Genomic DNA, 19,540 nt, shown 5'->3' with positions numbered 1-19,540 from the left:
TGCGCTCGTCGCGGAATAGTCTCCGGCGCGCAGTGGTAGTACTCCTGCGTGAAGATTGACCTCTCTGGAAAGACCGCACTCGTCACCGGCTCGACGCAGGGCATCGGCCTGGCCATCGCCGACGGACTGGCCGGGGCGGGCGCCCGCGTCGTCGTCAACGGGCGCAATTCTGACCGCGTCGACGAGGCCGTATCCCGGCTCGACGGCGACGTGCTCGGTGTCGCCGCCGACGTCACCACCGACGAGGGCGTGGCGACCCTGCTGGAGCAGGTACCTGCCGTCGACGTGCTGGTGAACAACCTCGGCATCTTCGAAGCCGTGCCCGCCCGTGAGATCACCGACGAGCAATGGCGGCGCTACTTCGACGTCAACGTCCTCTCCGCGGTGCGGCTGATCCGCAGCTATCTCCCCGGCATGACTGAAAAGGGTTGGGGCAGAGCAATTCAGATTGCCAGCGACTCCGCGTTGGTGACGCCGGCCGAGATGATCCACTACGGCGTGTCCAAGACCGCATTGCTGGCGGTGACCCGTGGTTTCGCCAAAGATGCCGCCGGTACCGGGGTGACGGTGAACTCGGTGATCGCCGGGCCGACGCACACCGCCGGGGTGGAGGATTTTGTGTACCAGTTGGTGGACAAGTCCCTGCCGTGGGATGAGGCGCAGCGTGAGTTCATGAAACTGCATCGCCCACAGTCGTTGCTGCAACGGCTGATCGAGCCCGAGGAGATCGCGAACATGGTGGTCTATCTGGCGTCACCGCTGGCGTCGGCCACCACCGGTGGCGCGGTGCGCGCCGACGGCGGCTATGTCGACTCGATCGTCCCCTGACTCCGTCAAGATTCAAATCACAAGCGCAACTGGGTATTTCGTCAGCGCTGTGCTCGTGTTTGCACAGCTCTCCGGCTTCATCTGCTCAGCTGTCGGGCATGTCGAACGCATGCCGAAAGCTCCCGATGTTGTCGGCAATGCCTTGCCTTTCGACCGCCTGCAGCATGCGCTGCCGAAGCGGCTCGGGGCATTGCGCGCTTTCGCCTTTGCGGGTTTGATCGAAATCCCAGCCACAGAGAAGTCGGGCTGCGCCGAGTAGCCCGGGTTCGGACTGCTCGGTGAGTGCGGCCAGCAATGTCGCAATGGGGTACTTCATGAGGAGTTGTTCGGCTGTGCCCTCGTAGCTGGGGTACCAGTTCCACGGCCCCGCGCCGGAGCCGAACCACATCAAGAGCGCTCGCACTCTTTCGACGGGATCCGGCTGTGCCTGCTCGAGCGCGGTGTGGGCGACGTCGAGCGCGACGCCCGATGGGGTGGACCAAGACCACAGGGGAAGCAGACACGGCGGCATGGCATTTGTCCAGCGCTCCTGATCTCGAAGGTGTGCAGCCCTGCTCGTCTCCATCTCTTCGCGCTCCTGCTGCGCGTCGGTGAGCCCGTGGAGCAGCAGCCACCTCTCGAGAACCATCGGATCGGCGAGTTCGGCGTCGCCTTTCCACTTCCCCGTCCAACGCAACGAATCCCAGCCGATCAGCTCCAAATATGTGATGACCTCATCGCCGGCCCACAGCTCGAGACGATGTTCGCCGATGGTCAAGCAGTGCCCGTACGTGTCGGCCTCGGCGATACGCAACGCATCACGCAAGTCCGCAATATTCGCGGGATCTGTGATGTCGAGGCGCACCACGTCGTAGGTCACGATGTCGTCGACAGTACGGTTGCCGACCAACCGGATCCGGGTGACTCGGGCCAACGCGGTGTCAAGCGATTCCTGGGTCGGATCTTGGTCCTCGGACTCCAGGAACTTGACGACCGCAGAGTCCATCATCCCTACGACATTCCCGTCGTCGTCCACGATCGAGACGAACTCCGGCTCAAAGTCTTCCCCGGCCATGCTGGGGGATTCTGCCGGACGTGCACTGTCTCTGGGGCCGAACCGCCCACCGTGGCAATACGAGCGCCCGTTGAATGCAAGTCCCCGCTCCGCGAGCGCACGCCTTTGTACGAATCTGGTCGGCGAGTCGTGTACAGACACGCGCGCTCGCGCCAAAGAAGGTTACGGGTCGCGGGGGAGTCCCAGCAGCCGCTCGGCGATGATGTTGAGCTGCACCTCGGAGGTTCCGCCATAGATGGTCGTGGCGCGGCTACCCATCAACCACTCGATCCACTTGCCCTGCGGTGTATTGGTATCGCCTATGACGCCGTCGGTGCCGAACGACGACACCGCGAACTCGGCGTAACCCTGACCGGTCTTCATCGACAGTAGTTTGGAGATCGCGGCCGACGGCATCGCGTCGCCGCCGGCCAGTGTCAGGAGCGTCGAGCGCATGTTCATCAGCTTGGCGGCGTGCCCTTCGGCGATCAGCGTGCCTGCCTGGTTCTGCTCGATCTGATCGAAGTGGCCGTCCTTGATGAACTGCACGAAACCGTCGAGAGTCGCCAAGAAGCCCGGTTCGCTGCTGCCGATCGAAACCCGTTCGGCGGTCAGGGTATTGCGGCTGACCTCCCAGCCACGGTTGACCTCACCGAGCACCATGTCGTCGGGCACGAACACGTCGTCGATGAACACCGTGTTGAACATGGCGTGACCGGTGAGCTCGCGCAGCGGTTTGACCTCAACGCCTTCGGATTTCATGTCGAGCAGGAAGTAGGTGATGCCCTGATGCTTCGGAGCGCCGGGATCGGTGCGGGCCAACAACGCACCCCACTGCGACACCTGGGCGCCGGTGGTCCAGATCTTCTGCCCGGTGATCCGCCAGCCGCCGTCGACCTTGGTGGCCTTGGTGGTCAAGCTGGCCAGGTCGGACCCGGCGCCCGGCTCGGAAAACAGCTGACACCAGATCATCTCACCGCGGAAGGTGGGCGGCAGGAAGCGTTGCTTCTGCTCGTCGGTGCCGAACGCGACGATCGACGGGATCAGCCACGCCGCGATCCCCATGGCCGGTCGTTTCACCCGGCCGCCTGCGAACTCCTGGGCGATGATGATCTGCTCGACCGGCGTCGCGGCCCGGCCCCACGGCTTGGGCAGGTGCGGCTGCACCCAGCCCGCCTCGGCGATCGCCGTGGTGCGCTCGTCGCGCGGAAGTGCTTTCAGCGCAGCCACTTCGGCGCGTATCTCGTCCCGTAACTTCTCGGTGTCGGGATCCAGGTCGATGTCGATACCGCGCAGCCCGGTGGTGGTCGCGGTGTCCACCACCAGCTGCGGGTAGTCCGCGGCCCGGCCGAAAGCGGCGGCCAGCGCCAGCGCCCGCCGGTAGTAGACGTTGGTGTCGTGCTCCCAGGTGAAGCCGATGCCTCCGTGCACCTGGATGCAGTCCTGGGTGCAGTGCTGGGCGGCGACGGGGGCCAGCGTGGCGGCGACGGCCGCGGCGAATTCGGCGTGCTGGTCACCTTCGTCGATGGCCCGCGCCGCGTCCCATACCGCGGCGGTGGCCCGCTCGGTGGTGGCGATCATTCCGGCGCACTTGTGCTTGACGGCCTGGAACTGGCCGATCGGGCGGCCGAACTGCTCGCGGATCTTCGCGTACCCCGCGGCGGTGTCGGTGGCCCACCGCGCGACGCCGATCGCCTCGGCGGACAGCAGTGTCGAAATCAGCGCTCGTGCCTGCGAGCGGCTCAGATTCGACAGCACCCGCTCGTCGGGGAGCTCGACGGTGTTGACCCGCACATGCGCCACCGGGCGCAGCGGATCGACGCTGGCCACCGGCTCGATCTCCAGATCAGCGGCGTCGAGGATCACCCACTCCGAACCGGACGTCTCGGAATCGAGGCCCGCGACGGGCAGCACCAAAAGCGACGCCTGGGCGGCGGCGGGCACGGCGCGCACCTCACCGCGGATCACCAGGCCGTCACCGTGCCGGGTGGCCGTCAGCGTCGAGTCGAGTGCATAGGTGGCGATCACCGCGCCGGAGGCGAGTTCGGCGAGCACCTTCGCGTCAGCGTCGTGAGCGGCGATGAGCGCGCTCGCGATGGCCGAGGGCACGAAGGGCCCGGGTACCGCGCCATAGCCGAATTCGGCCAACACGATCGCGAGTTCGAGGATGCCGAAGCCCTGGCCGTCCACCGACTCGGCCAGATGCAACCCCTGCAAGCCCTGGTCAGCTGCGGCTTTCCAGTAGGGCGGGGGATTCTCCAGCGGTGTTTCCAGCGCCTCGTGCAGCACCTTCGACGGCGCCACCCGCGCCACCAGGGAGCGCACCGAATCGGCCAGGTCTACATGCTCGGGATTGATCGCAATCGGCATCGTTGCCCATCCTCCGTGTCAAATAACCGGTCGGTTGGGAACGAGCGTACTCGGCGAGTCCTAACTCACCTCGTTGACCACGGAATAGGGTTTCTTGCCCTCGTGCAGCCGTCGGCAGTTCCTCAGCGCCGAGACCAGATAACGCTGCACGGTGTCCGCGGTGTAGTAGCTGACATGCGGGGTGAGCAGCACATTGTCCAACGCCAGGAGCGGATTGTCGGTGGGCGCGGGCTCCTCGGCGTAGACGTCGAGCCCGGCGGCGGCCAACTGCCCGCTGCGCAATGCGTCGACCAGCGCCGCCTCGTCGACGACCTTGCCGCGCGAGGTGTTCACCAGGATGGCGCCCGGCTTCATCTTGGCGATGGCCGCGGCGTCGATCAGGTGCTCGGTGGCCGGGGTCAACGGCAGGTGCAGCGACACCACATCACTGCTCTTGAGGAGGTCGTTCAACGACACCCAGCCCACGTTGTGCTCGTCGCGCGTGGTGCTGGTGTGCAGCACCTTGGTGCCCATGGACCGCAGGATCTGTTCGACGCGCTTGGCGACACTGCCGTAGCCGACCAGGCCGACGGTGCAACTCCCGAGGTCGCGCACCGTGTCGCCGAGGCTGGGATCGGGCGGCCAGCCGCTGCCGTCGCGGGTGGCCTTGTCCAGCTCGGGCAGCCGGCGCATGGCGGCCAGCATGAACAGCACGGTGGCCTCGGCCACCGACGGCGCGTTGGCGCCGGGGATGTTGGCCACGGCCACACCCTGCTTGGTGGCGGCCTCGACGTCGATGGTGTTGACGCCGGCGCCGAGCTTGTTGATGAGTTTGAGTTTGGGCGCCTTGGCGATGTCCTCGGCGCTCAGTGGTCGCAGGTTGTGCCAGATGACCTCGGCTTCGGGCAGCTCACGATAGAAAGCCTCGTCATCGTTTTCGGCGACCCAGTGCACGTCCAGCCACTCGGACTCTTCGGCAACCTGTTCGACGGCTTTGCTGCTGGGCTTGAAATGCGCGAGAACTCTCAGCGCCACCGTTTTGTTATCCACTTGGCGATCGTATCGGCCTGCTCGCTGCGGGCCCCCGGCGTGGTGAAGTAGTGGTCGGTGTCCATGGTGCACAGCGTCTTGTCGGGGCTTGCCAGCGCGTCGTGGATGCGGCGTGCGTCCGACGGAAACACCCCGGTGTCCTGATTGGCGTTGATCACCAGCGCGGGGCAGCGGATGCGGCTCAGGTGTGGTTCGGCGCGGGTCTGCGCATGCCGCAGGCTCCACATCCCGATCCAGTTCCGCAATGTGCAGTTCGCCGCGATGCCGTGCGTGGACCGATTGGCTTTGACCGGCTCACCCGCATAGCAGAGGTTCGGTGTGCGGTTGGTGGGCTCGAGGGACGGGTCCACCATGCGGGGATCGGCCCAGGTGCGCATGACGGTGAACGGGCGATCGGAAAAGCCCGCTGCGCGAACCCGTTTCAACTCGGTCTGGGCCCAGTCGGTGATCGCGTGGTTGCGCGCCACCTGTGCCGTCCGGTACCGCTCGACGAACTCGGCATCGTATGGCGCCCGCCGGCCGTCGAACAGGTCGAGTTCGGGATCGGTGGCCACCGGGTCGCACTCGTCGACCACGGCGGCGTCCATCCAGGCGGTCAGTACGTCGGGGCGTCCCGGGTGCGCCGCGCTGGCGATGTAGCCATCGGCCGGTGGCAGCTCACCCAGGCCCGACGCCGGCCGCATGCCATCCAGTGGCCGGACGTTGGGGGACACCGCCTGCGACTGGTAGGCCGCCATCAGCGATCCGCCTCCGGAATTACCCAGCAGCACAACGGTTTCCACCCCAGCCACCTCGCGGAGCCAGCGTACGCCCACGCCGATGTCCACCAGGGCGTGATCGAGCAGGAAGCTGGTCTCGAACCCGCGGAATCTGGTGTTCCAGCCGAGGAATCCGATGCCGCGCGTGGCGATGTAGTCGGCGAGATAGTGCTCGGAGAAATCGATTTGGTAGTGCGTCGCAATCAGGGCGACCTTGGGTTTGCGTCCCACCCCGCGGTAGTACAACCCCTGGCACGGGTGCCCCCCGGCACCGGCCCGACGCGCGGTCGGCGATGGCAACCCAATGAATTCACGAATGACCCCCGGCGTACTCATGGCAGGTGCGTGTCCTTCCCGAGAACTGGATCCGATGTTAGGTTCTTCAATGGCTGTTGCATAGAAGAGGTTCGACATGATCAAGCCGCGCAATACCAACGCCGAATTCGAACTCGGCGGTATCAACCACGTGGCGCTGGTCTGCTCGGACATGCAGCGCACCGTCGACTTCTATTCCGGTGTACTGGGCATGCCGCTCATCAAATCGCTGGACCTGCCGGGCAGGATGGGCCAGCACTTCTTCTTCGACGCCGGCAATGGCGACTGTGTGGCGTTCTTCTGGTTCGCCGACGCGCCGGATCGTGTTCCCGGCATCTCGTCGCCGGTGGCGTTGCCCGGGATCGGCGAAATCGTCAGTGCGGTATCGACGATGAACCACCTTGCCTTCCACGTTCCCGCGGAGAAGTTCGATGAATACCGGGCCCGGCTCAAGGAAAAGGGAGTTCGGGTCGGACCGGTGCTGAACCACGACGAGAGCGAGATGCAGGTGTCGCGGACGGTCCACCCGGGTGTGTACGTGAGGTCGTTCTACTTCACCGACCCCGACGGGATCACTCTCGAGTTCGCTTGTTGGACCAGAGAATTCGGCGCGAACGACACCCAGACGGTGCCGCGTACCGCGGCTGATCGGCGGGTACCGGTCAAGGCCGGAACAGTCGAGGCTCATTGAGCATCCCCAGGATGGCCTGGAGTTGATCCACCAGTTCCTCGGGGGTCAGGGCGATCTCCCCGGACAGCCACGCCGACAGGGTCTGTCCCACGCCGCCCACCACGAAGTGGGCGATGGCGCTGATGTGGCTGTTACCCGGCATCTGTAGCGCGGACTGGATGTACTCGCGTGACAGCAGCGCGAAGATCCCGCCGAGTTCGGCACGCTTACGCAACAGCACCGCGTTGGACAGTCGCGTGCTGAACAGCAGGCGCCCCACCCGCGGGTCATCGGAGATCATCGCCACCAGGTTGGCGATACCCGCACGGTTCTGTTCGGCCCAGGGCGCCGCTGCCACCGCGGCCTGCGTGGTGGAGGCCAGTTGCGCCGTCACCGTGTCGAACACCGCCGCGACGAAGTCGTCCTTGTCGCCGAAGTTCTCGTAGAAGTACCGCACGGCCAGCCCGGCCTGCTTGCAGATGCCACGCACCGTCAGCTCGTCGGGTGCCTCGTCGCCGCCCAGCAGATCGAGGCCGGCGTCGAGGAACCGACGCCGGCGGGAGGCGTCGCGATCGCGCGCATCCACCCCGCGGTAGGGCCGTACCTGAGCCACGGGATCCATCTTGACACCTGTCTATCGACGGAGGCAAGATCAGGAAACACTCGTTCTCACATTTAGCTGGCAGGTGACTTGCATGACGATCGCTGATCCGGTTCACAACGTCGAGCGCTCCATGAGCGACGCCCCCCGAGCGCTCACCTCCCGGCGCCCCAGGTGGGCCCGCCGCGTGGGCGGTATCGACGAGGGCCTGATGGGCATCGCACTGCTGCTCGGTCCCGCCAACGTGATCATGCAGCTGGCGCGCCCGGGCGTCGGCTACGGCGTGATGGAGAGCCGCGTCGAGAGTGGTCGGGTGGACCGGCACCCGATCAAGCGGGCGCGCACCACCTTCACCTACCTGGCGGTGGCGGGGCGCGGCAGCGACGAGCAGAAAGCGGCGTTCCGGCGCGCGGTCAACAAGGCCCACGCTCAGGTGTATTCCACCGACGAGAGCCCGGTGAAGTACAACGCGTTCGACAAGGACCTGCAGTTGTGGGTCGCGGCCTGTCTGTACAAGGGCGCCGTCGACGCCTACCGCACCTTCGTCGGCGAAATGGACGACGAGACCGCCGACCAGCACTACGCCGAGAGCGTCAGCCTCGGCACCACCCTGCAGGTGCCCGCCGAGATGTGGCCGGCCGACCGCGCGGCGTTCGACAAGTACTGGCAGGAATCGCTGGACAAGGTCCACATCGACGACGCGGTGCGGGAGTACCTCTATCCCATCGCCGCCAACCGGTTGCGCGGCGCGAAGCTGCCCCGGCCACTTCAGGAGCGCTCGGAGAACCTGGCGCTGTTGATCACGACGGGTTTCCTGCCGCAGCGATTCCGCGACGAGATGAAACTGCCGTGGGACCCGCGGCGTCAGCGCCGGTTCAACCGGTTGATGCGGGTGCTGCGGGCGGTCAACGGGGTGCTCCCGGGACCCGTCCGGCAGTTCCCCTTCAACGTCTTGCTCAAGGATCTGGACTGGCGCATTCGCACCGGCCGGCCGCTCGTCTGAGCATGCCCCGAAACATCTGAACACCGGGTTGCCGGGAACCGACCCGGGTTACCTGAGGTGCTGTCCGACCAGGTGAAACGGGCCTGTGCAGGGACCTGGTGCGCCACGGGGACGTCTCGACAGTTAGCTTATGCAATGCTAACTTCAGCAAAGTTAGCCTAGGCATAACTACCTTGAGGAGTCGGGCGGGGGCGGTGGTCGTGTTGTCCGATGCCGTCTCCGATCACAGGAGCCCATGAATACTCGTGTTGACACCCTGCGCGTGGACGGGGACATCGTCAGTCGGTTCGCGACGTGCTGCAAAGGGCTCGGTCTGGCGGTGTACGACCGGCGCCGGCCCGCTGACTTGTCCGCGGCCCGTTCTGGTTTCGCCGCTCTGACCAGGGTCGCCCACGACCAGTGCGACGCCTGGACGGGCCTGGCCGCCGCGGGCGATGTGTCGCTGCGCGTACTACAGGCCGTCTCGTCCACCGCCGGTACCGCAGGCATCCTGCAACGCAAGGTGGAACTCGAGGCCGGGGCCCTCGGCTTCCGCTACGACACCGGGCTGTATCTCCAGTTCCGCGCCGCCGAGCCGGACGGTTTCCACCTCGCCTACGCAGCGGCCCTGGCGGCCGACGGAAAATTTGCTGAGGCCGACGCACTCGTCACGCAGGTGATCACGCGTCGCCCCAGCCTGCCCGAGGCGCGCTGGGTCGGTGCGGCCCTGCACTACCGGGCGCAACGCTGGTCGGACGTCGTGAAACTGCTGACCCCCATCGTCAACGACGGCGCGCTCGACGAGGTCTTCAGCCACGCCGCCAAGGTCACCCTGGGCACGGCGCTGGCACGGCTGGGCATGTTCGCACCGGCACTGTCCTATCTGGAAGAACCCGAAGGCCCATGCACGCTGGCCGCCACCGACGGCGCGTTGGCCAAGGCGCTGGCCCTGCGCGCCCACGGCGACGAGGAAGCCGCCGCCGAGACCCTGCAGGACCTCTACGCCGCACACCCGGAGAACCAGCAGATCGAGATCGCGCTCTCCGATCCGAGCTACCACATCGTCACCACCACCGCCGCCCGCATCGAAGCGCGCTCGGACCCGTGGGATGTCCACACCGAACCCAGTGAAGCGGACTTCGTCGACCCCGGCGCGCACGACCGCAAAGCCGAACTGCTGGCCGAAGCCGAGCAGCAACTCAGTGAGTTCATCGGCCTCGACGAGGTGAAAGACCAGGTGGCGCGCCTGAAGAGTTCGGTCGCGATGGCGCTGCTGCGCCAAGAACGTGGCCTGGCCGTCGCGCAGCGTTCACACCACCTGGTGTTCGCCGGCCCTCCCGGCACCGGTAAGACCACCATCGCGCGGGTGGTCGCCAAGATCTACTGCGGGCTGGGGCTGCTCCGGAAAGAGAACGTGCGCGAAGTGCACCGCGCCGATCTGATCGGCCAGCACATCGGTGAGACCGAGGCCAAGACCAACGCGATCATCGACAGCGCCCTCGACGGTGTGCTGTTCCTGGACGAGGCCTATGCCCTGGTGGCCACCGGAGCCAAGAACGACTTCGGGCTGGTGGCCATCGACACGCTGCTGGCCCGGATGGAGAACGACCGGGACCGACTGGTGGTGATCATCGCCGGATACCGGGCCGACCTGGACCGCTTCCTGGACACCAACGAAGGCCTGCGGTCCCGCTTCACCCGCAGCATCGACTTCCCGTCCTACAGCGCCGCCGAACTGGTGGAGATCGCCAATGCGATGGCCAAACAGCGCGACAGCGTGTTCGAGAAGGCCGCGCTCGAGGACATGCAGGAGCTCTTCACCCAGCTGGCGACATCCTCGAGTCCGGATGCCACCGGCATCGAACGTCGCAAGCTCGACATCGCCGGTAACGGGCGTTTCGTCCGCAACGTGGTGGAGCGGTCGGAGGAGGAGCGCGAGTTCCGCCTGGATCACCAGGAACATCTGGGGCAGGGCGGCGCCGGCACGTTCACGGACGAGGAGTTGATGACGATCACCGCTAGCGACGTCCGCGGCGCGGTGGTGCCGCTGCTGCGCGGGCTGGGCCTGACGGTGCCGGCATGAGCAACGGTGACGACCGGCAGGGTTTCACCTCGCGCACCCCGGAGAACTCGAACCCGCAGCGAGTGACGTACCGGCGTGGCTTCGTCACGCGCCACCAGGTCACCGGCTGGCGTTTCGTGATGCGCCGCATCGCCTCCGGTGTCGCGATGCATGACACCCGGATGCTCGTCGACCCGCTGCGCTCCCAGTCGCGCGCGGTGCTCATGGGTGTGCTGATCCTCATCACCGGCGTCCTCGGCTGTTTCGTCTTCTCGTTCATCCGACCCGCCGGTGCGGCGGGCAACGACGCCGTGCTGGCCGACCGCGATACCGCGGCGCTCTACGTCAGGGTCAACGACCAGTTGCATCCGGTGCTCAACCTCACCTCGGCGCGGTTGATCGCCGGCCAGGCCGTGAACCCGACCCAGGTGAAAAGCTCTGAGCTGGACCGCTTCCCGCGTGGCAGCATGATCGGGATCCCCGGCGCTCCCGAACGTATGGTGCAGGCCGCCGGACACGACGCCAACTGGACTGTCTGCCAGGGCAGCGACGCGGTGTCCCCGGGCGTGACGGTGTTGTCCGGTGTGCCGGCCGCAGGTGGTGAGCGCGCCGCCGCGCTCGCCGCGAACCGCGCCGTGCTGGTCGACACCGGGGCGGGAACCTGGCTGCTGTGGGACGGTCGACGCAGTGCCATCGACCTCGCCGACCGCGCCGCCACCGGGGCGCTCGGATTCGGTGCGAACATCCCTGCCCCCCGCCCGATTTCGTCAGGCCTGTTCAACGCGATCCCCGAAGGCGTGCCGCTGCGGGCACCCCAGATTCCCGGTGCCGGCGAATGGGCGCAGTTCCCCGGATTGCCGGTCGGTGCGCCCATCGGTTCGGTGGTCGTCGCCTACGGCGCCGACAACACCCTGCTCTACTACGCGGTGCTGCCTGACGGTCTGCAGCAGATCTCACCGGTGCTGGCGGCGCTGTTGCGCAACAGCAACTCCTACGGTCTGCAGCAGCCGCCACGCTTGGGCGCCGACGAGATCGCCGCGCTCCCGGTATCCCGGTTGCTCGACGCCGATGCCTATCCCGCGCAGCAGCTGTCCCTGGTCGATGCGGCGAGTTCCCCTGTCACCTGCGCCAATTGGGCGAAACCCGCTGACGCCAGCACGAGCTCGCTGACGCTGCTCTCCGGCGCCGCACTTCCGGTGGCCGACGGCGTGGGCACCGTCGACCTGGTGGGCGACGGCACGGCCCGCCGAGTCGCGATCCCGGCCGGCACCGGCTATCTGGTCCAGACGGTGGCCTCCGAACCCGCGGCCCCGCCGGCCGGTGCGCTGTTCTGGGTCTCCGACACCGGCGTCCGATACGGCATCGAAGCCGCCGGAAACGCCGACGAGCTGACCAAAACCGTTGCCGCGCTGGGGTTGAACGAGCCCGCGACACCCGTCCCGTGGTCGGTGCTGTCGCTGCTCACACCCGGCCCCGCATTGTCGAAGGACGCGAGTTTGACCGCCTACCAATCAGCGAGCGGTCAGGAGATCCGATGAGCCGGTTGATTTTCGAGGCGCACCGGCGCCTGCCGCGGCCGAAGTCCGGCATGGGCACCATCACCATCGAGGCGCCGCCCGAGTTGCCGCGGGTGGTCCCGCCGTCGCTGCTGCGTCGCGCGTTGCCCTACCTCATCGTGTTGTTGATCGTGGGGATGATCGTGGCGTTGGTGGCCACCGGCATGCGGTTGATCTCTCCGACGACGTTGTTCTTCCCGTTCGTGCTGTTGTTGGCGGCCACCGCGCTGTACCGCGGTAACGACAACAAGATGCGCACCGAAGAAGTGGACGCCGAACGCGCCGATTACCTGCGTTACCTTTCGGTGGTCCGGGACAACGTGCGCGCCCAGGCCGACGCCCAGCGCGCCGCCCTGGAGTGGTCGCACCCGGACCCGGCCCAGCTGGCGCAGGTGCCGGGCTCGCGGCGCCAATGGGAACGTGACCCGCACGATTCCGACTTCCTCGTGGTCCGCGCCGGTGTTCACGACGTGCCGCTGCACACCACCTTGCGGGTCAAGGATGCCGCCGACGAAATCGACCTCGAACCGGTGTCCTACAGCGCGCTGCGCGGTCTGCTCGACGCGCAGCGGACCGTGCACGATGCCCCGGTGGGCATCGACCTGACCAAGGTCTCCCGGCTCACCGTCGTCGGCGATCCCGACGAGGCGCGGGCCGCGGTCCGGGCCTGGATCGCCCAGGCGGTCACCTGGCACGACACCGGCGTCCTCGGCGTCGCGCTGGCCAGCCCCCGTCTGGAGGACGCCGACTGGGCGTGGCTGAAATGGTTGCCGCACACCGATGTTCCCGGACAGGTCGACGGCACCGGGCCGGCCCGCTACCTGGCCGGCCACCCCGACGAGCTGATCGCCAAGATCGGGCCCGCGCTGGCCGAGCGGCCGATGTTCACCGGGTCGGCCGGCTCGGCCGATGACGCCCTGCGCCATCTGGTCATCGTCGTCGACGACCCCGGATACGACCTGAGCGGTTCGGTGCTGTCGGTGGGACTGGCCGGCGTCACGGTGGTGCAGTTCTCTGAGACCACCCCCGGAGACGATCAGTATCCCGACCCCGAGCGGCCCGTCCTGCGGGTCACCGACGGCCGGATCGAGCGTTGGTTGACCGGTGGCTGGCAACCCTATGTGGACACCGCCGACGGGCTCAGCGCCGCCGAGGCCGCTCATCTGGCCCGGCAACTGTCGCGCTGGGACTCCAATCCCACGCACGCCGGACTCCGGTCGGCGGCCACCCGCGGAGCCACCTTCACCACGCTGCTCGACATCGCCGACGCCTCTCAACTCGACGTACCGACGCTGTGGGCTCCGCGCCGCCGTGAGGACGAGCTGCGGGTGCCCATCGGGGTGACAGCCACCGGCGAGCCGCTGTACTTCGATCTCAAGGACGAAGCCGAGGGCGGTATGGGACCGCACGGCCTGATGATCGGTATGACGGGTTCGGGCAAGTCGCAGACTCTGATGTCGATCCTGTTGTCGCTGTTGACCACACACCCCGCCGACCGGCTGATCGTCATCTACGCCGACTTCAAGGGTGAGGCCGGCGCCGACATCTTCCGCAACTTCCCCCAGGTGGTGGCGGTCATCTCGAACATGGCCGAGAAGAAGTCGCTGGCGGACCGGTTCGCGGACACGCTGCGCGGTGAGGTGGCACGGCGCGAGAACGTCCTGCGGGAAGCAGGCCGGCGCATCCAGGGCAGCGCCTTCAACTCGGTCACCGAATACGAGGCGGCCATCGAGGCGGGCCATGATCTGGCCCCGATGCCGACCCTGTTCGTGGTGGCCGACGAGTTCACCCTGATGCTCGCCGATCACCCCGAGTACGCCGAGCTCTTCGATTATGTGGCGCGCAAAGGCCGCTCGTTCCGCATCCACATCCTGTTCGCCTCGCAGACGCTGGATGTCGGGAAGATTAAGGACATCGACAAGAACACGTCGTACCGGATCGGCCTCAAGGTGGCCAGCCCGGCCGTCTCGCGTCAGATCATCGGCGTCGAGGACGCCTATCACATCGAATCCGGCAGGGAACACAAGGGAGTCGGGTTCCTGGTGCCCGCTCCCGGCGCCGAGCCGGTGAAGTTCCGCAGCACTTACGTCGACGGCATCTACGAGCCGCCGCGCACTCCCACGTCCTACGTGGTGCCCTCGGTGCCGGAACCCAAGCTGTTCACCGCGGGTGCCGTCGAACTCGATCAGGATGTCGTCGTGCTCGATACCGAGCAGGACTTCGCGGGCCCGCCCAAGAAGCTGATCGCGACCATCGGCGATCAGCTGTCGCACTACGGTCCACAAGCCCCGGCGCTGTGGCTGCCGCCGCTGGACGAGTCCGTGGGGCTGTCCTCGGTGCTGGCCCATGCCGGAATCGGGGAGCGGCAGTGGCGCTGGCCGCTCGGTGAGATCGACCGGCCGTTCGAGATGCGCAGGGACGCTCTGGTGTTCGACGCCCGTTCGGCGGCGGGCAACCTGGTGATCCACGGCGGCCCGAAGTCCGGCAAGTCGACGGCACTGCTGACGTTCATCCAGTCCGCCGCCGAACTGCACTCGCCCCGCGACGTGACGTTCTACTGCTTGGACTACGGCGGCGGTGCACTGCAGGAGATCTCCGATCTCGCGCACGTCGGCAGCGTTGCCTCCCCACTGGACGGGGAACGGATCCGCCGCACGTTCGGCGAGATCGAGGCGCTGCTGCGGTCACGTCAGCGGGCCGGAGACCGCGCCGTCAATGACGGGTACGGGCACGTGTTCCTGGTGATCGACAACCTGTACGCATTCGGCCGCGACAACACCGACCAGTTCAACACCCGGAACCCGTTGCTGGCCAAGGTGACCGAGTTGGCCAACACCGGGCTGGCCTACGGAATACACGTGGTGGTCACCACGCCCAACTGGCTCGAGGTGCCGCTGGCCATGCGCGACGGTCTGGGACTGCGGCTGGAACTGCGGCTGCCCGATCCCCGCGACAGCAACGTGCGGGTCACCGGGGCGCTGCGCCGGCCGGCCGAGAGTGTGCCCGCCGACCAACCGGGCCGCGGCCTCACCATGGCGGCGGAGCAGTTCCTGTTCGCCGCACCGCAGCTGGACCGGATCGCCGAGATCAACGCGCGCTTCCCGGGTGCCGGGGCACCGCCGGTTCGGCTGCTGCCCACCGACCTGGCTCCGTCGGCGGTGGCACCGCTGTACCGGGGTCCGGAACAGGTGGTCATCGGCCAGCGCGAGGACGATCTGACGCCGGTGGTCGCCGATTTCGCCGACCAGCCCCTGCTGATGGTGTTCGGCGACACCAGGTCCGGCAAGACGACCCTGCTGCGCCACATCATCCGGACCGTGCGGGAGAACTCCACGGCCGACCGGGTGGCCTTCACCGTGATCGACCGCCGGCTGCACCTCGTCGAGGAACCCCTGTTCCCGGACAACGAGTACACGGCCAACATCGACCGGATCACCCCGGCGATGCTGGGCCTGGCGGCCATCATCGACCAGCGCCGCCCGCCCCAGGGCGTGTCCGCGCAGGATCTGCAACGCTGGAGTTACTCGGGGCACACCCACTACCTGATCATCGACGATGTGGACGCCATCCCCGATGCACCTGCGATGTCGGGACCCTATGTGGGACAACGACCCTGGACACCGCTGATCGGGTTGCTGTCCCAGGCGGCCGATCTGGGCCTGCGGGTGATCGTCACCGGCCGGGCCACCGGCTCGGCGCACGCCCTGATGACCAACCCGCTGCTGCGCCGGCTGGGCGATCTGCAAGCCACCACGCTGATGTTGTCCGGAAACCCCGCCGACAGCGGCAAGATCCGCGGGCACCGGTTCACCAGGCAGCCGGCGGGCCGGGCGTTGCTGCTCGACGACAGCGACACCGCAACACACCTTCAACTCGTCAACCCGCTCGCGGGCTCCGAAGTGCAAGGGGGCCCACGGTTCAGAGGAAGGAATGAGTCATGACCCTGAGTGTGGTTCCTGAAGGACTGACTGCGGCCAGCGCCGCGGTCGAAGCCCTGACTGCCCGGCTGGCCGCAGCGCACGCCGCGGCCGCCCCTGCCATCACCGCGGTGGTGCCCGCCGCCGCCGACCCGGTGTCGCTTCAGACCGCCGCGGGGTTCAGCGCCCAGGGCGCCGAGCACGCCGGCGTCGCCGCGCAAGGGGTGCAGGAACTCGGCCGCTCCGGCCTCGGAATCGGGGAATCCGCCACCAGTTACGCCACCGGCGACGCTCAAGCCGCTCAGGCCTATCTGATCGCCCGCGGCGGCTCATGACGGCTCCCATCTGGATGGCCTCACCTCCCGAGGTGCACTCGGCGATGCTGTCGGCGGGTCCCGGCCCGGGGCCGTTGCTGGCTGCGGCGGGGGCGTGGACCGCGCTGTCCGGTGAATACTCCGCGGCGGCAGCGGAATTGACGTCGATCCTGGGCGCCGTGCAGGCCGGCGCCTGGCAAGGGCCCAGCGCCGAGCAGTACGTGGCCGCCCACGCCCCGTACCTCGCGTGGCTGACGCAGGCGAGCGCCGACAGCGCAGTTGTCGCCGCGCAGCAGCAGAGCGCCGCCGCGGCCTACACGACGGCGCTGGCCACCATGCCGACCCTGGCCGAACTCGCCGCCAACCACGCGTTGCACGGCGTTCTGATGGCCACCAACTTCTTCGGCATCAACACCATCCCCATCGCGCTGAACGAAGCCGACTACGTGCGGATGTGGATCCAGGCAGCCACCGCCATGGCGACCTATCAGGCTGTGGCGGGCACCGCGCTGGCGTCGGCCCCGCGCACCACCCCGGCGCCGTTCGTGCTGACCCCCGGCGTGGGCGAGGCGGGTTCCGTTTTCGCCTCGCTCACCGGAACCACCGCGCAGGCCCAGGCCGCCGAGGCGGGTTCGGCCAACGACATCGCCAACTTCCTCCAGGAGTTGCTGCGGCTGTACATGGACACCATCAATCAGCTGTTCCAGCCGCTGATCGACTTCTTCCAGGATCCGATCGGCAACTCGATCCAGCTGATCACCGACTTCCTGACCAACCCGGTGGCGGCGCTGCAGACGTGGGGGCCCTTCCTGTTCGCCGTTGCCTACCAAGCCGTTTCGTGGGTGGGCGCCTCGCTGACCTACCCGCAGCTGCTGATCCAGCCGTTGCTGGCACTGACGCTGGGCATCCTGGGTGGCCTGGCGCAGAAACTGCTGGAGCTGCTGAAGCTGCTGGAGCTGCTGCTCAACCTGCCGCCGCTCGAAACACCCGCCGCGGCCGCACCCGCTCCGGCGAACCAGCCGAACCTCCCGGTGGCCGGCATTGCCTCACCGGGTGCCGGAGGAACCGCGGGCACCGCGGCGCCGGCCCCCGGCTCCGGCACGGCCACCGTGCCCAGCGGCAGTGCACCGGCGTCGGCCGCGGCGCCGGCCGTCCCGTACGCGGTGCAGGGTATGGACCCCGATGGGGACGCGGGACCGACACTCACCGAAGGTGACAAGGCGAGGGCGCCCGCATCCGATATGGCCGCTTCGAGTTCGGCGGCGGCGCTCGCGGCCACCCAGGCGCGCCGGAAGGCGCGGCGTCGCCGCGGTGCCGAGATCAAGGATCGTGGTTTCCGCGACGAGTACATGACCATGGACGACGGTCCCGCCGCGCCGCCCGAAGACACGCCCGTCACCCGGCCCACCACCGCGCAGTCGTCACATCAGGGCGCCGGAACACTCGGTGCCTCCGGCCTCGGTGGCACCCAGACCAAGACCGGGGCGGCCGACGCTGCCGGGATGACCTCACTGGAAGGTGACTCCTTCGGCAACGGGCCCACCAGCCCGATGCTGCCGAACACCTGGACCGCCGACGGCGAAGGCGGAGAGGGGGCACCACCTGAACCACGACGCTGATACCCGAAATCCATTCTCTATCACACGAATTGGAGTCAACTGATGAGCATGCTGGATGCCCACATCCCGCAGATCGTGGCGTCGGAGTCTGCCTTTGCCGCCAAGACGGCGCTGATGCGCAGCACCCTCGCCCAGGCCGAACAGGCCGCGATGTCCGCCCAGGCCTTCCACCAGGGTGAGTCCTCGGCGGCGTTCCAGGCCGCGCACGCCCGCTTCGTCGAGGTCGCGGCAAAGGTGAACGTGCTGCTGGATCTGGCCCAGGCCAACCTCGGTGAGGCCGGCGCCACCTACGTCGCCGAGGACGCCGCCGCCGCAAGCACTTACGGAGGAATCTGATGTCGCAGATCATGTACAACTACCCGGCGATGATCGGCCACGCCGGGGAGATGTCCAGCTACGCCGGGGCGCTGCAGGCGGTCGGCGCCGACATCGCCGCCGAACAGGCGGCGTTGCAGGGCGCCTGGCAGGGGGACACCGGTCTGACCTACCAGGCATGGCAGGCGCAGTGGAACACGGCCATGGAAGAGCTCGTCCGCGCCTACCGCGCGATGGCCACCACCCACGAGACCAACACGGTCTCGATGCAGGCGCGCGACCAGGCCGAAGGGGCCAAGTGGGGCTAGTGGGAGACGATGGCTGCGCCTGACGCCGTCGAACTGACGGTCGACGCCGCCTGGTTCATCGCCGATGCCGTGGGTGCCGGCGCGTTTCCCTGGGTGCTCGGCATCACGACGCCGTATCACGACCACAGCGAACGTGATGCCTTCCGCACTGCGCAGACGCAGGAGCTGACCGAGCTCGGGGTGATCTCCGGTGAGCCCGGCCGCATCTCGCCCGCGGTCGAGGAATGGGTCCGGGTGGTCTGTTTCCCCGAGCGCTGGCTCGAGCTGCGTTGTGTCCGGGGCGGATCCGGTGAGCTGCTGCGCGGCCTCGTCGCGCGCCGCGGCGACCGCACCGTGGTGGCGTTGCGGAGCGCTCAGCTGGTGACCTTCACCGCGCTGCCGGTCACCGACCCCTACGGGCTGGTGCCGATCCTGGCTGCCGGCCTGGGCTCTCGAGACCCGGCGCGCTTCGCCGAGTTCTCACTGCCGGCCCGGGTGGGCGCGCGCGCCGACGCGCAGCTGCGCGGGGGCGCCGACCTGGCGGGCGTGCTGGACTACCTGGGTGTGCCACCGTCGGCGCGGCCCGTGGTGGAAGCGGTCTTCCGTGGACCGCGCAGCTACGTCGAAGTGGTGGCGGGGCAACGTCGTGACGGTGTCCACACGACGACCGAAGTGGGTATCGCGCTGGTGGACACCACCCAGGGCCGGCTGGTCGTGAGCCCGGCGAAGGCCTCCGACGGTGAATGGGTCTCGACCTTTGCGCCCGGCACCCCGTTCGCCATCGCTGTGGCCGTCGAGAACCTGACCGCGACGCTGCCCGACGGGCAGTGGTTCCCCGCCGCACACCTGGCGCGCGACTTCAGCGCGCGCTGGGCCTGAATTTC

The 19,540-nt window shown here is 67.7% G+C and carries 16 protein-coding genes; 11 read left to right on the top strand and 5 right to left on the bottom strand.

Annotated elements, in window-relative coordinates:
- Positions 1 to 48: 48 nt before the first annotated feature.
- Positions 49 to 828: an SDR family NAD(P)-dependent oxidoreductase gene (locus tag AC3A6P_RS32645; RefSeq protein ID WP_487696537.1), complete on the top strand. Its 780-nt coding sequence runs from the start codon at positions 49 to 51 to the stop codon at positions 826 to 828.
- Positions 829 to 913: 85 nt separating this feature from the next.
- Here the strand turns inward: AC3A6P_RS32645 and AC3A6P_RS32640 are convergent, their stop codons facing one another.
- From AC3A6P_RS32640 to AC3A6P_RS32625, 4 genes are all read right to left on the bottom strand, one after another.
- The gene (locus AC3A6P_RS32640; RefSeq protein WP_487696536.1) at positions 914 to 1,882 is read right to left on the bottom strand and encodes a hypothetical protein; all 969 of its coding nucleotides are present in this window, start codon (positions 1,880 to 1,882) and stop codon (positions 914 to 916) included.
- Positions 1,883 to 2,044: 162 nt separating this feature from the next.
- Positions 2,045 to 4,231: an acyl-CoA dehydrogenase family protein gene (locus AC3A6P_RS32635; RefSeq protein WP_487696535.1), complete on the bottom strand. Its 2,187-nt coding sequence runs from the start codon at positions 4,229 to 4,231 to the stop codon at positions 2,045 to 2,047.
- A gap of 60 nt (positions 4,232 to 4,291) precedes the next feature.
- Positions 4,292 to 5,260 (bottom strand): 2-hydroxyacid dehydrogenase, encoded by a 969-nt coding sequence (locus tag AC3A6P_RS32630; protein WP_487696534.1) that lies wholly within the window; start codon positions 5,258 to 5,260, stop codon positions 4,292 to 4,294.
- Positions 5,236 to 6,354, bottom strand: coding sequence for an alpha/beta hydrolase family protein (locus tag AC3A6P_RS32625; RefSeq protein ID WP_487696533.1), 1,119 nt, complete (start codon positions 6,352 to 6,354; stop codon positions 5,236 to 5,238). Before AC3A6P_RS32625 ends, AC3A6P_RS32630 begins: the two co-directional genes overlap by 25 nt.
- Positions 6,355 to 6,430: 76 nt before the next feature.
- Here AC3A6P_RS32625 and AC3A6P_RS32620 point away from each other — a divergent pair, with 76 nt between their 5' ends.
- Positions 6,431 to 7,024: a VOC family protein gene (locus tag AC3A6P_RS32620; RefSeq protein ID WP_487696532.1), complete on the top strand. Its 594-nt coding sequence runs from the start codon at positions 6,431 to 6,433 to the stop codon at positions 7,022 to 7,024.
- Here AC3A6P_RS32620 and AC3A6P_RS32615 read toward each other — a convergent pair.
- Positions 6,996 to 7,625, bottom strand: coding sequence for a TetR/AcrR family transcriptional regulator (locus AC3A6P_RS32615; protein WP_487696531.1), 630 nt, complete (start codon positions 7,623 to 7,625; stop codon positions 6,996 to 6,998). The two genes, AC3A6P_RS32620 and AC3A6P_RS32615, sit on opposite strands and share 29 nt — an antisense overlap.
- Positions 7,626 to 7,698: 73 nt before the next feature.
- Between AC3A6P_RS32615 and AC3A6P_RS32610 the strand changes: the two genes are divergently transcribed.
- The 9 genes from AC3A6P_RS32610 (at position 7,699) to AC3A6P_RS32570 (ending at position 19,535) form a co-directional block, all read left to right on the top strand.
- Positions 7,699 to 8,607 carry an oxygenase MpaB family protein gene (locus tag AC3A6P_RS32610; RefSeq protein WP_487696530.1) on the top strand — a complete coding sequence of 303 codons (909 nt, stop codon included), beginning with the start codon at positions 7,699 to 7,701 and terminating at the stop codon, positions 8,605 to 8,607.
- Positions 8,608 to 8,842: 235 nt separating this feature from the next.
- Complete coding sequence (gene eccA, locus AC3A6P_RS32605) at positions 8,843 to 10,669, top strand: type VII secretion AAA-ATPase EccA (RefSeq protein ID WP_487696529.1); 1,827 nt, start codon at positions 8,843 to 8,845, stop codon at positions 10,667 to 10,669.
- Positions 10,666 to 12,186, top strand: a complete 1,521-nt coding sequence (gene eccB / locus AC3A6P_RS32600) for a type VII secretion protein EccB (RefSeq protein WP_487696528.1) — start codon at positions 10,666 to 10,668, stop codon at positions 12,184 to 12,186. Before eccA ends, eccB begins: the two co-directional genes overlap by 4 nt.
- A complete protein-coding gene (eccCa, locus tag AC3A6P_RS32595; protein ID WP_487696527.1) occupies positions 12,183 to 16,145 on the top strand; it encodes a type VII secretion protein EccCa in 3,963 nt (1,320 codons plus the stop codon). The genes eccB and eccCa overlap by 4 nt, the downstream gene beginning before the upstream one ends.
- Positions 16,142 to 16,456, top strand: a complete 315-nt coding sequence (locus AC3A6P_RS32590; protein WP_487696526.1) for a PE family protein — start codon at positions 16,142 to 16,144, stop codon at positions 16,454 to 16,456. The genes eccCa and AC3A6P_RS32590 overlap by 4 nt, the downstream gene beginning before the upstream one ends.
- Positions 16,453 to 18,054 carry a PPE domain-containing protein gene (locus AC3A6P_RS32585; RefSeq protein ID WP_487696525.1) on the top strand — a complete coding sequence of 534 codons (1,602 nt, stop codon included), beginning with the start codon at positions 16,453 to 16,455 and terminating at the stop codon, positions 18,052 to 18,054. The genes AC3A6P_RS32590 and AC3A6P_RS32585 overlap by 4 nt, the downstream gene beginning before the upstream one ends.
- A gap of 42 nt (positions 18,055 to 18,096) precedes the next feature.
- Positions 18,097 to 18,390, top strand: a complete 294-nt coding sequence (locus AC3A6P_RS32580; protein WP_487696524.1) for a type VII secretion protein EsxS — start codon at positions 18,097 to 18,099, stop codon at positions 18,388 to 18,390.
- The gene (locus tag AC3A6P_RS32575; RefSeq protein WP_487696523.1) at positions 18,390 to 18,677 is read left to right on the top strand and encodes a WXG100 family type VII secretion target; all 288 of its coding nucleotides are present in this window, start codon (positions 18,390 to 18,392) and stop codon (positions 18,675 to 18,677) included. Before AC3A6P_RS32580 ends, AC3A6P_RS32575 begins: the two co-directional genes overlap by 1 nt.
- 9 nt (positions 18,678 to 18,686) lie before the next feature.
- Positions 18,687 to 19,535 (top strand): ESX secretion-associated protein EspG, encoded by an 849-nt coding sequence (locus AC3A6P_RS32570; protein ID WP_487696522.1) that lies wholly within the window; start codon positions 18,687 to 18,689, stop codon positions 19,533 to 19,535.
- Positions 19,536 to 19,540: the final 5 nt, after the last annotated feature.

The organism is Mycobacterium sp. Soil_C_30, assembly GCF_057656995.1.
Note: the sequence above shows the minus strand (reverse complement) of the source record. Positions and strands in the feature narration are given on the sequence as shown.

Excerpts from the sequence above, each read along its gene's own strand:
- AC3A6P_RS32640 (WP_487696536.1), bottom strand. The coding sequence starts at position 1,882 with ATGGCCGGGGAAGACTTTGAGCCGGAGTTCGTCTCGATCGTGGACGAC.
- AC3A6P_RS32635 (WP_487696535.1), bottom strand. The coding sequence starts at position 4,231 with ATGCCGATTGCGATCAATCCCGAGCATGTAGACCTGGCCGATTCGGTG.
- AC3A6P_RS32625 (WP_487696533.1), bottom strand. The coding sequence starts at position 6,354 with ATGAGTACGCCGGGGGTCATTCGTGAATTCATTGGGTTGCCATCGCCG.
- AC3A6P_RS32620 (WP_487696532.1), top strand. The coding sequence starts at position 6,431 with ATGATCAAGCCGCGCAATACCAACGCCGAATTCGAACTCGGCGGTATC.
- AC3A6P_RS32615 (WP_487696531.1), bottom strand. The coding sequence starts at position 7,625 with ATGGATCCCGTGGCTCAGGTACGGCCCTACCGCGGGGTGGATGCGCGC.
- AC3A6P_RS32610 (WP_487696530.1), top strand. The coding sequence starts at position 7,699 with ATGACGATCGCTGATCCGGTTCACAACGTCGAGCGCTCCATGAGCGAC.
- eccA (WP_487696529.1), top strand. The coding sequence starts at position 8,843 with ATGAATACTCGTGTTGACACCCTGCGCGTGGACGGGGACATCGTCAGT.
- eccB (WP_487696528.1), top strand. The coding sequence starts at position 10,666 with ATGAGCAACGGTGACGACCGGCAGGGTTTCACCTCGCGCACCCCGGAG.
- eccCa (WP_487696527.1), top strand. The coding sequence starts at position 12,183 with ATGAGCCGGTTGATTTTCGAGGCGCACCGGCGCCTGCCGCGGCCGAAG.
- AC3A6P_RS32590 (WP_487696526.1), top strand. The coding sequence starts at position 16,142 with ATGACCCTGAGTGTGGTTCCTGAAGGACTGACTGCGGCCAGCGCCGCG.
- AC3A6P_RS32585 (WP_487696525.1), top strand. The coding sequence starts at position 16,453 with ATGACGGCTCCCATCTGGATGGCCTCACCTCCCGAGGTGCACTCGGCG.
- AC3A6P_RS32580 (WP_487696524.1), top strand. The coding sequence starts at position 18,097 with ATGAGCATGCTGGATGCCCACATCCCGCAGATCGTGGCGTCGGAGTCT.
- AC3A6P_RS32575 (WP_487696523.1), top strand. The coding sequence starts at position 18,390 with ATGTCGCAGATCATGTACAACTACCCGGCGATGATCGGCCACGCCGGG.
- AC3A6P_RS32570 (WP_487696522.1), top strand. The coding sequence starts at position 18,687 with ATGGCTGCGCCTGACGCCGTCGAACTGACGGTCGACGCCGCCTGGTTC.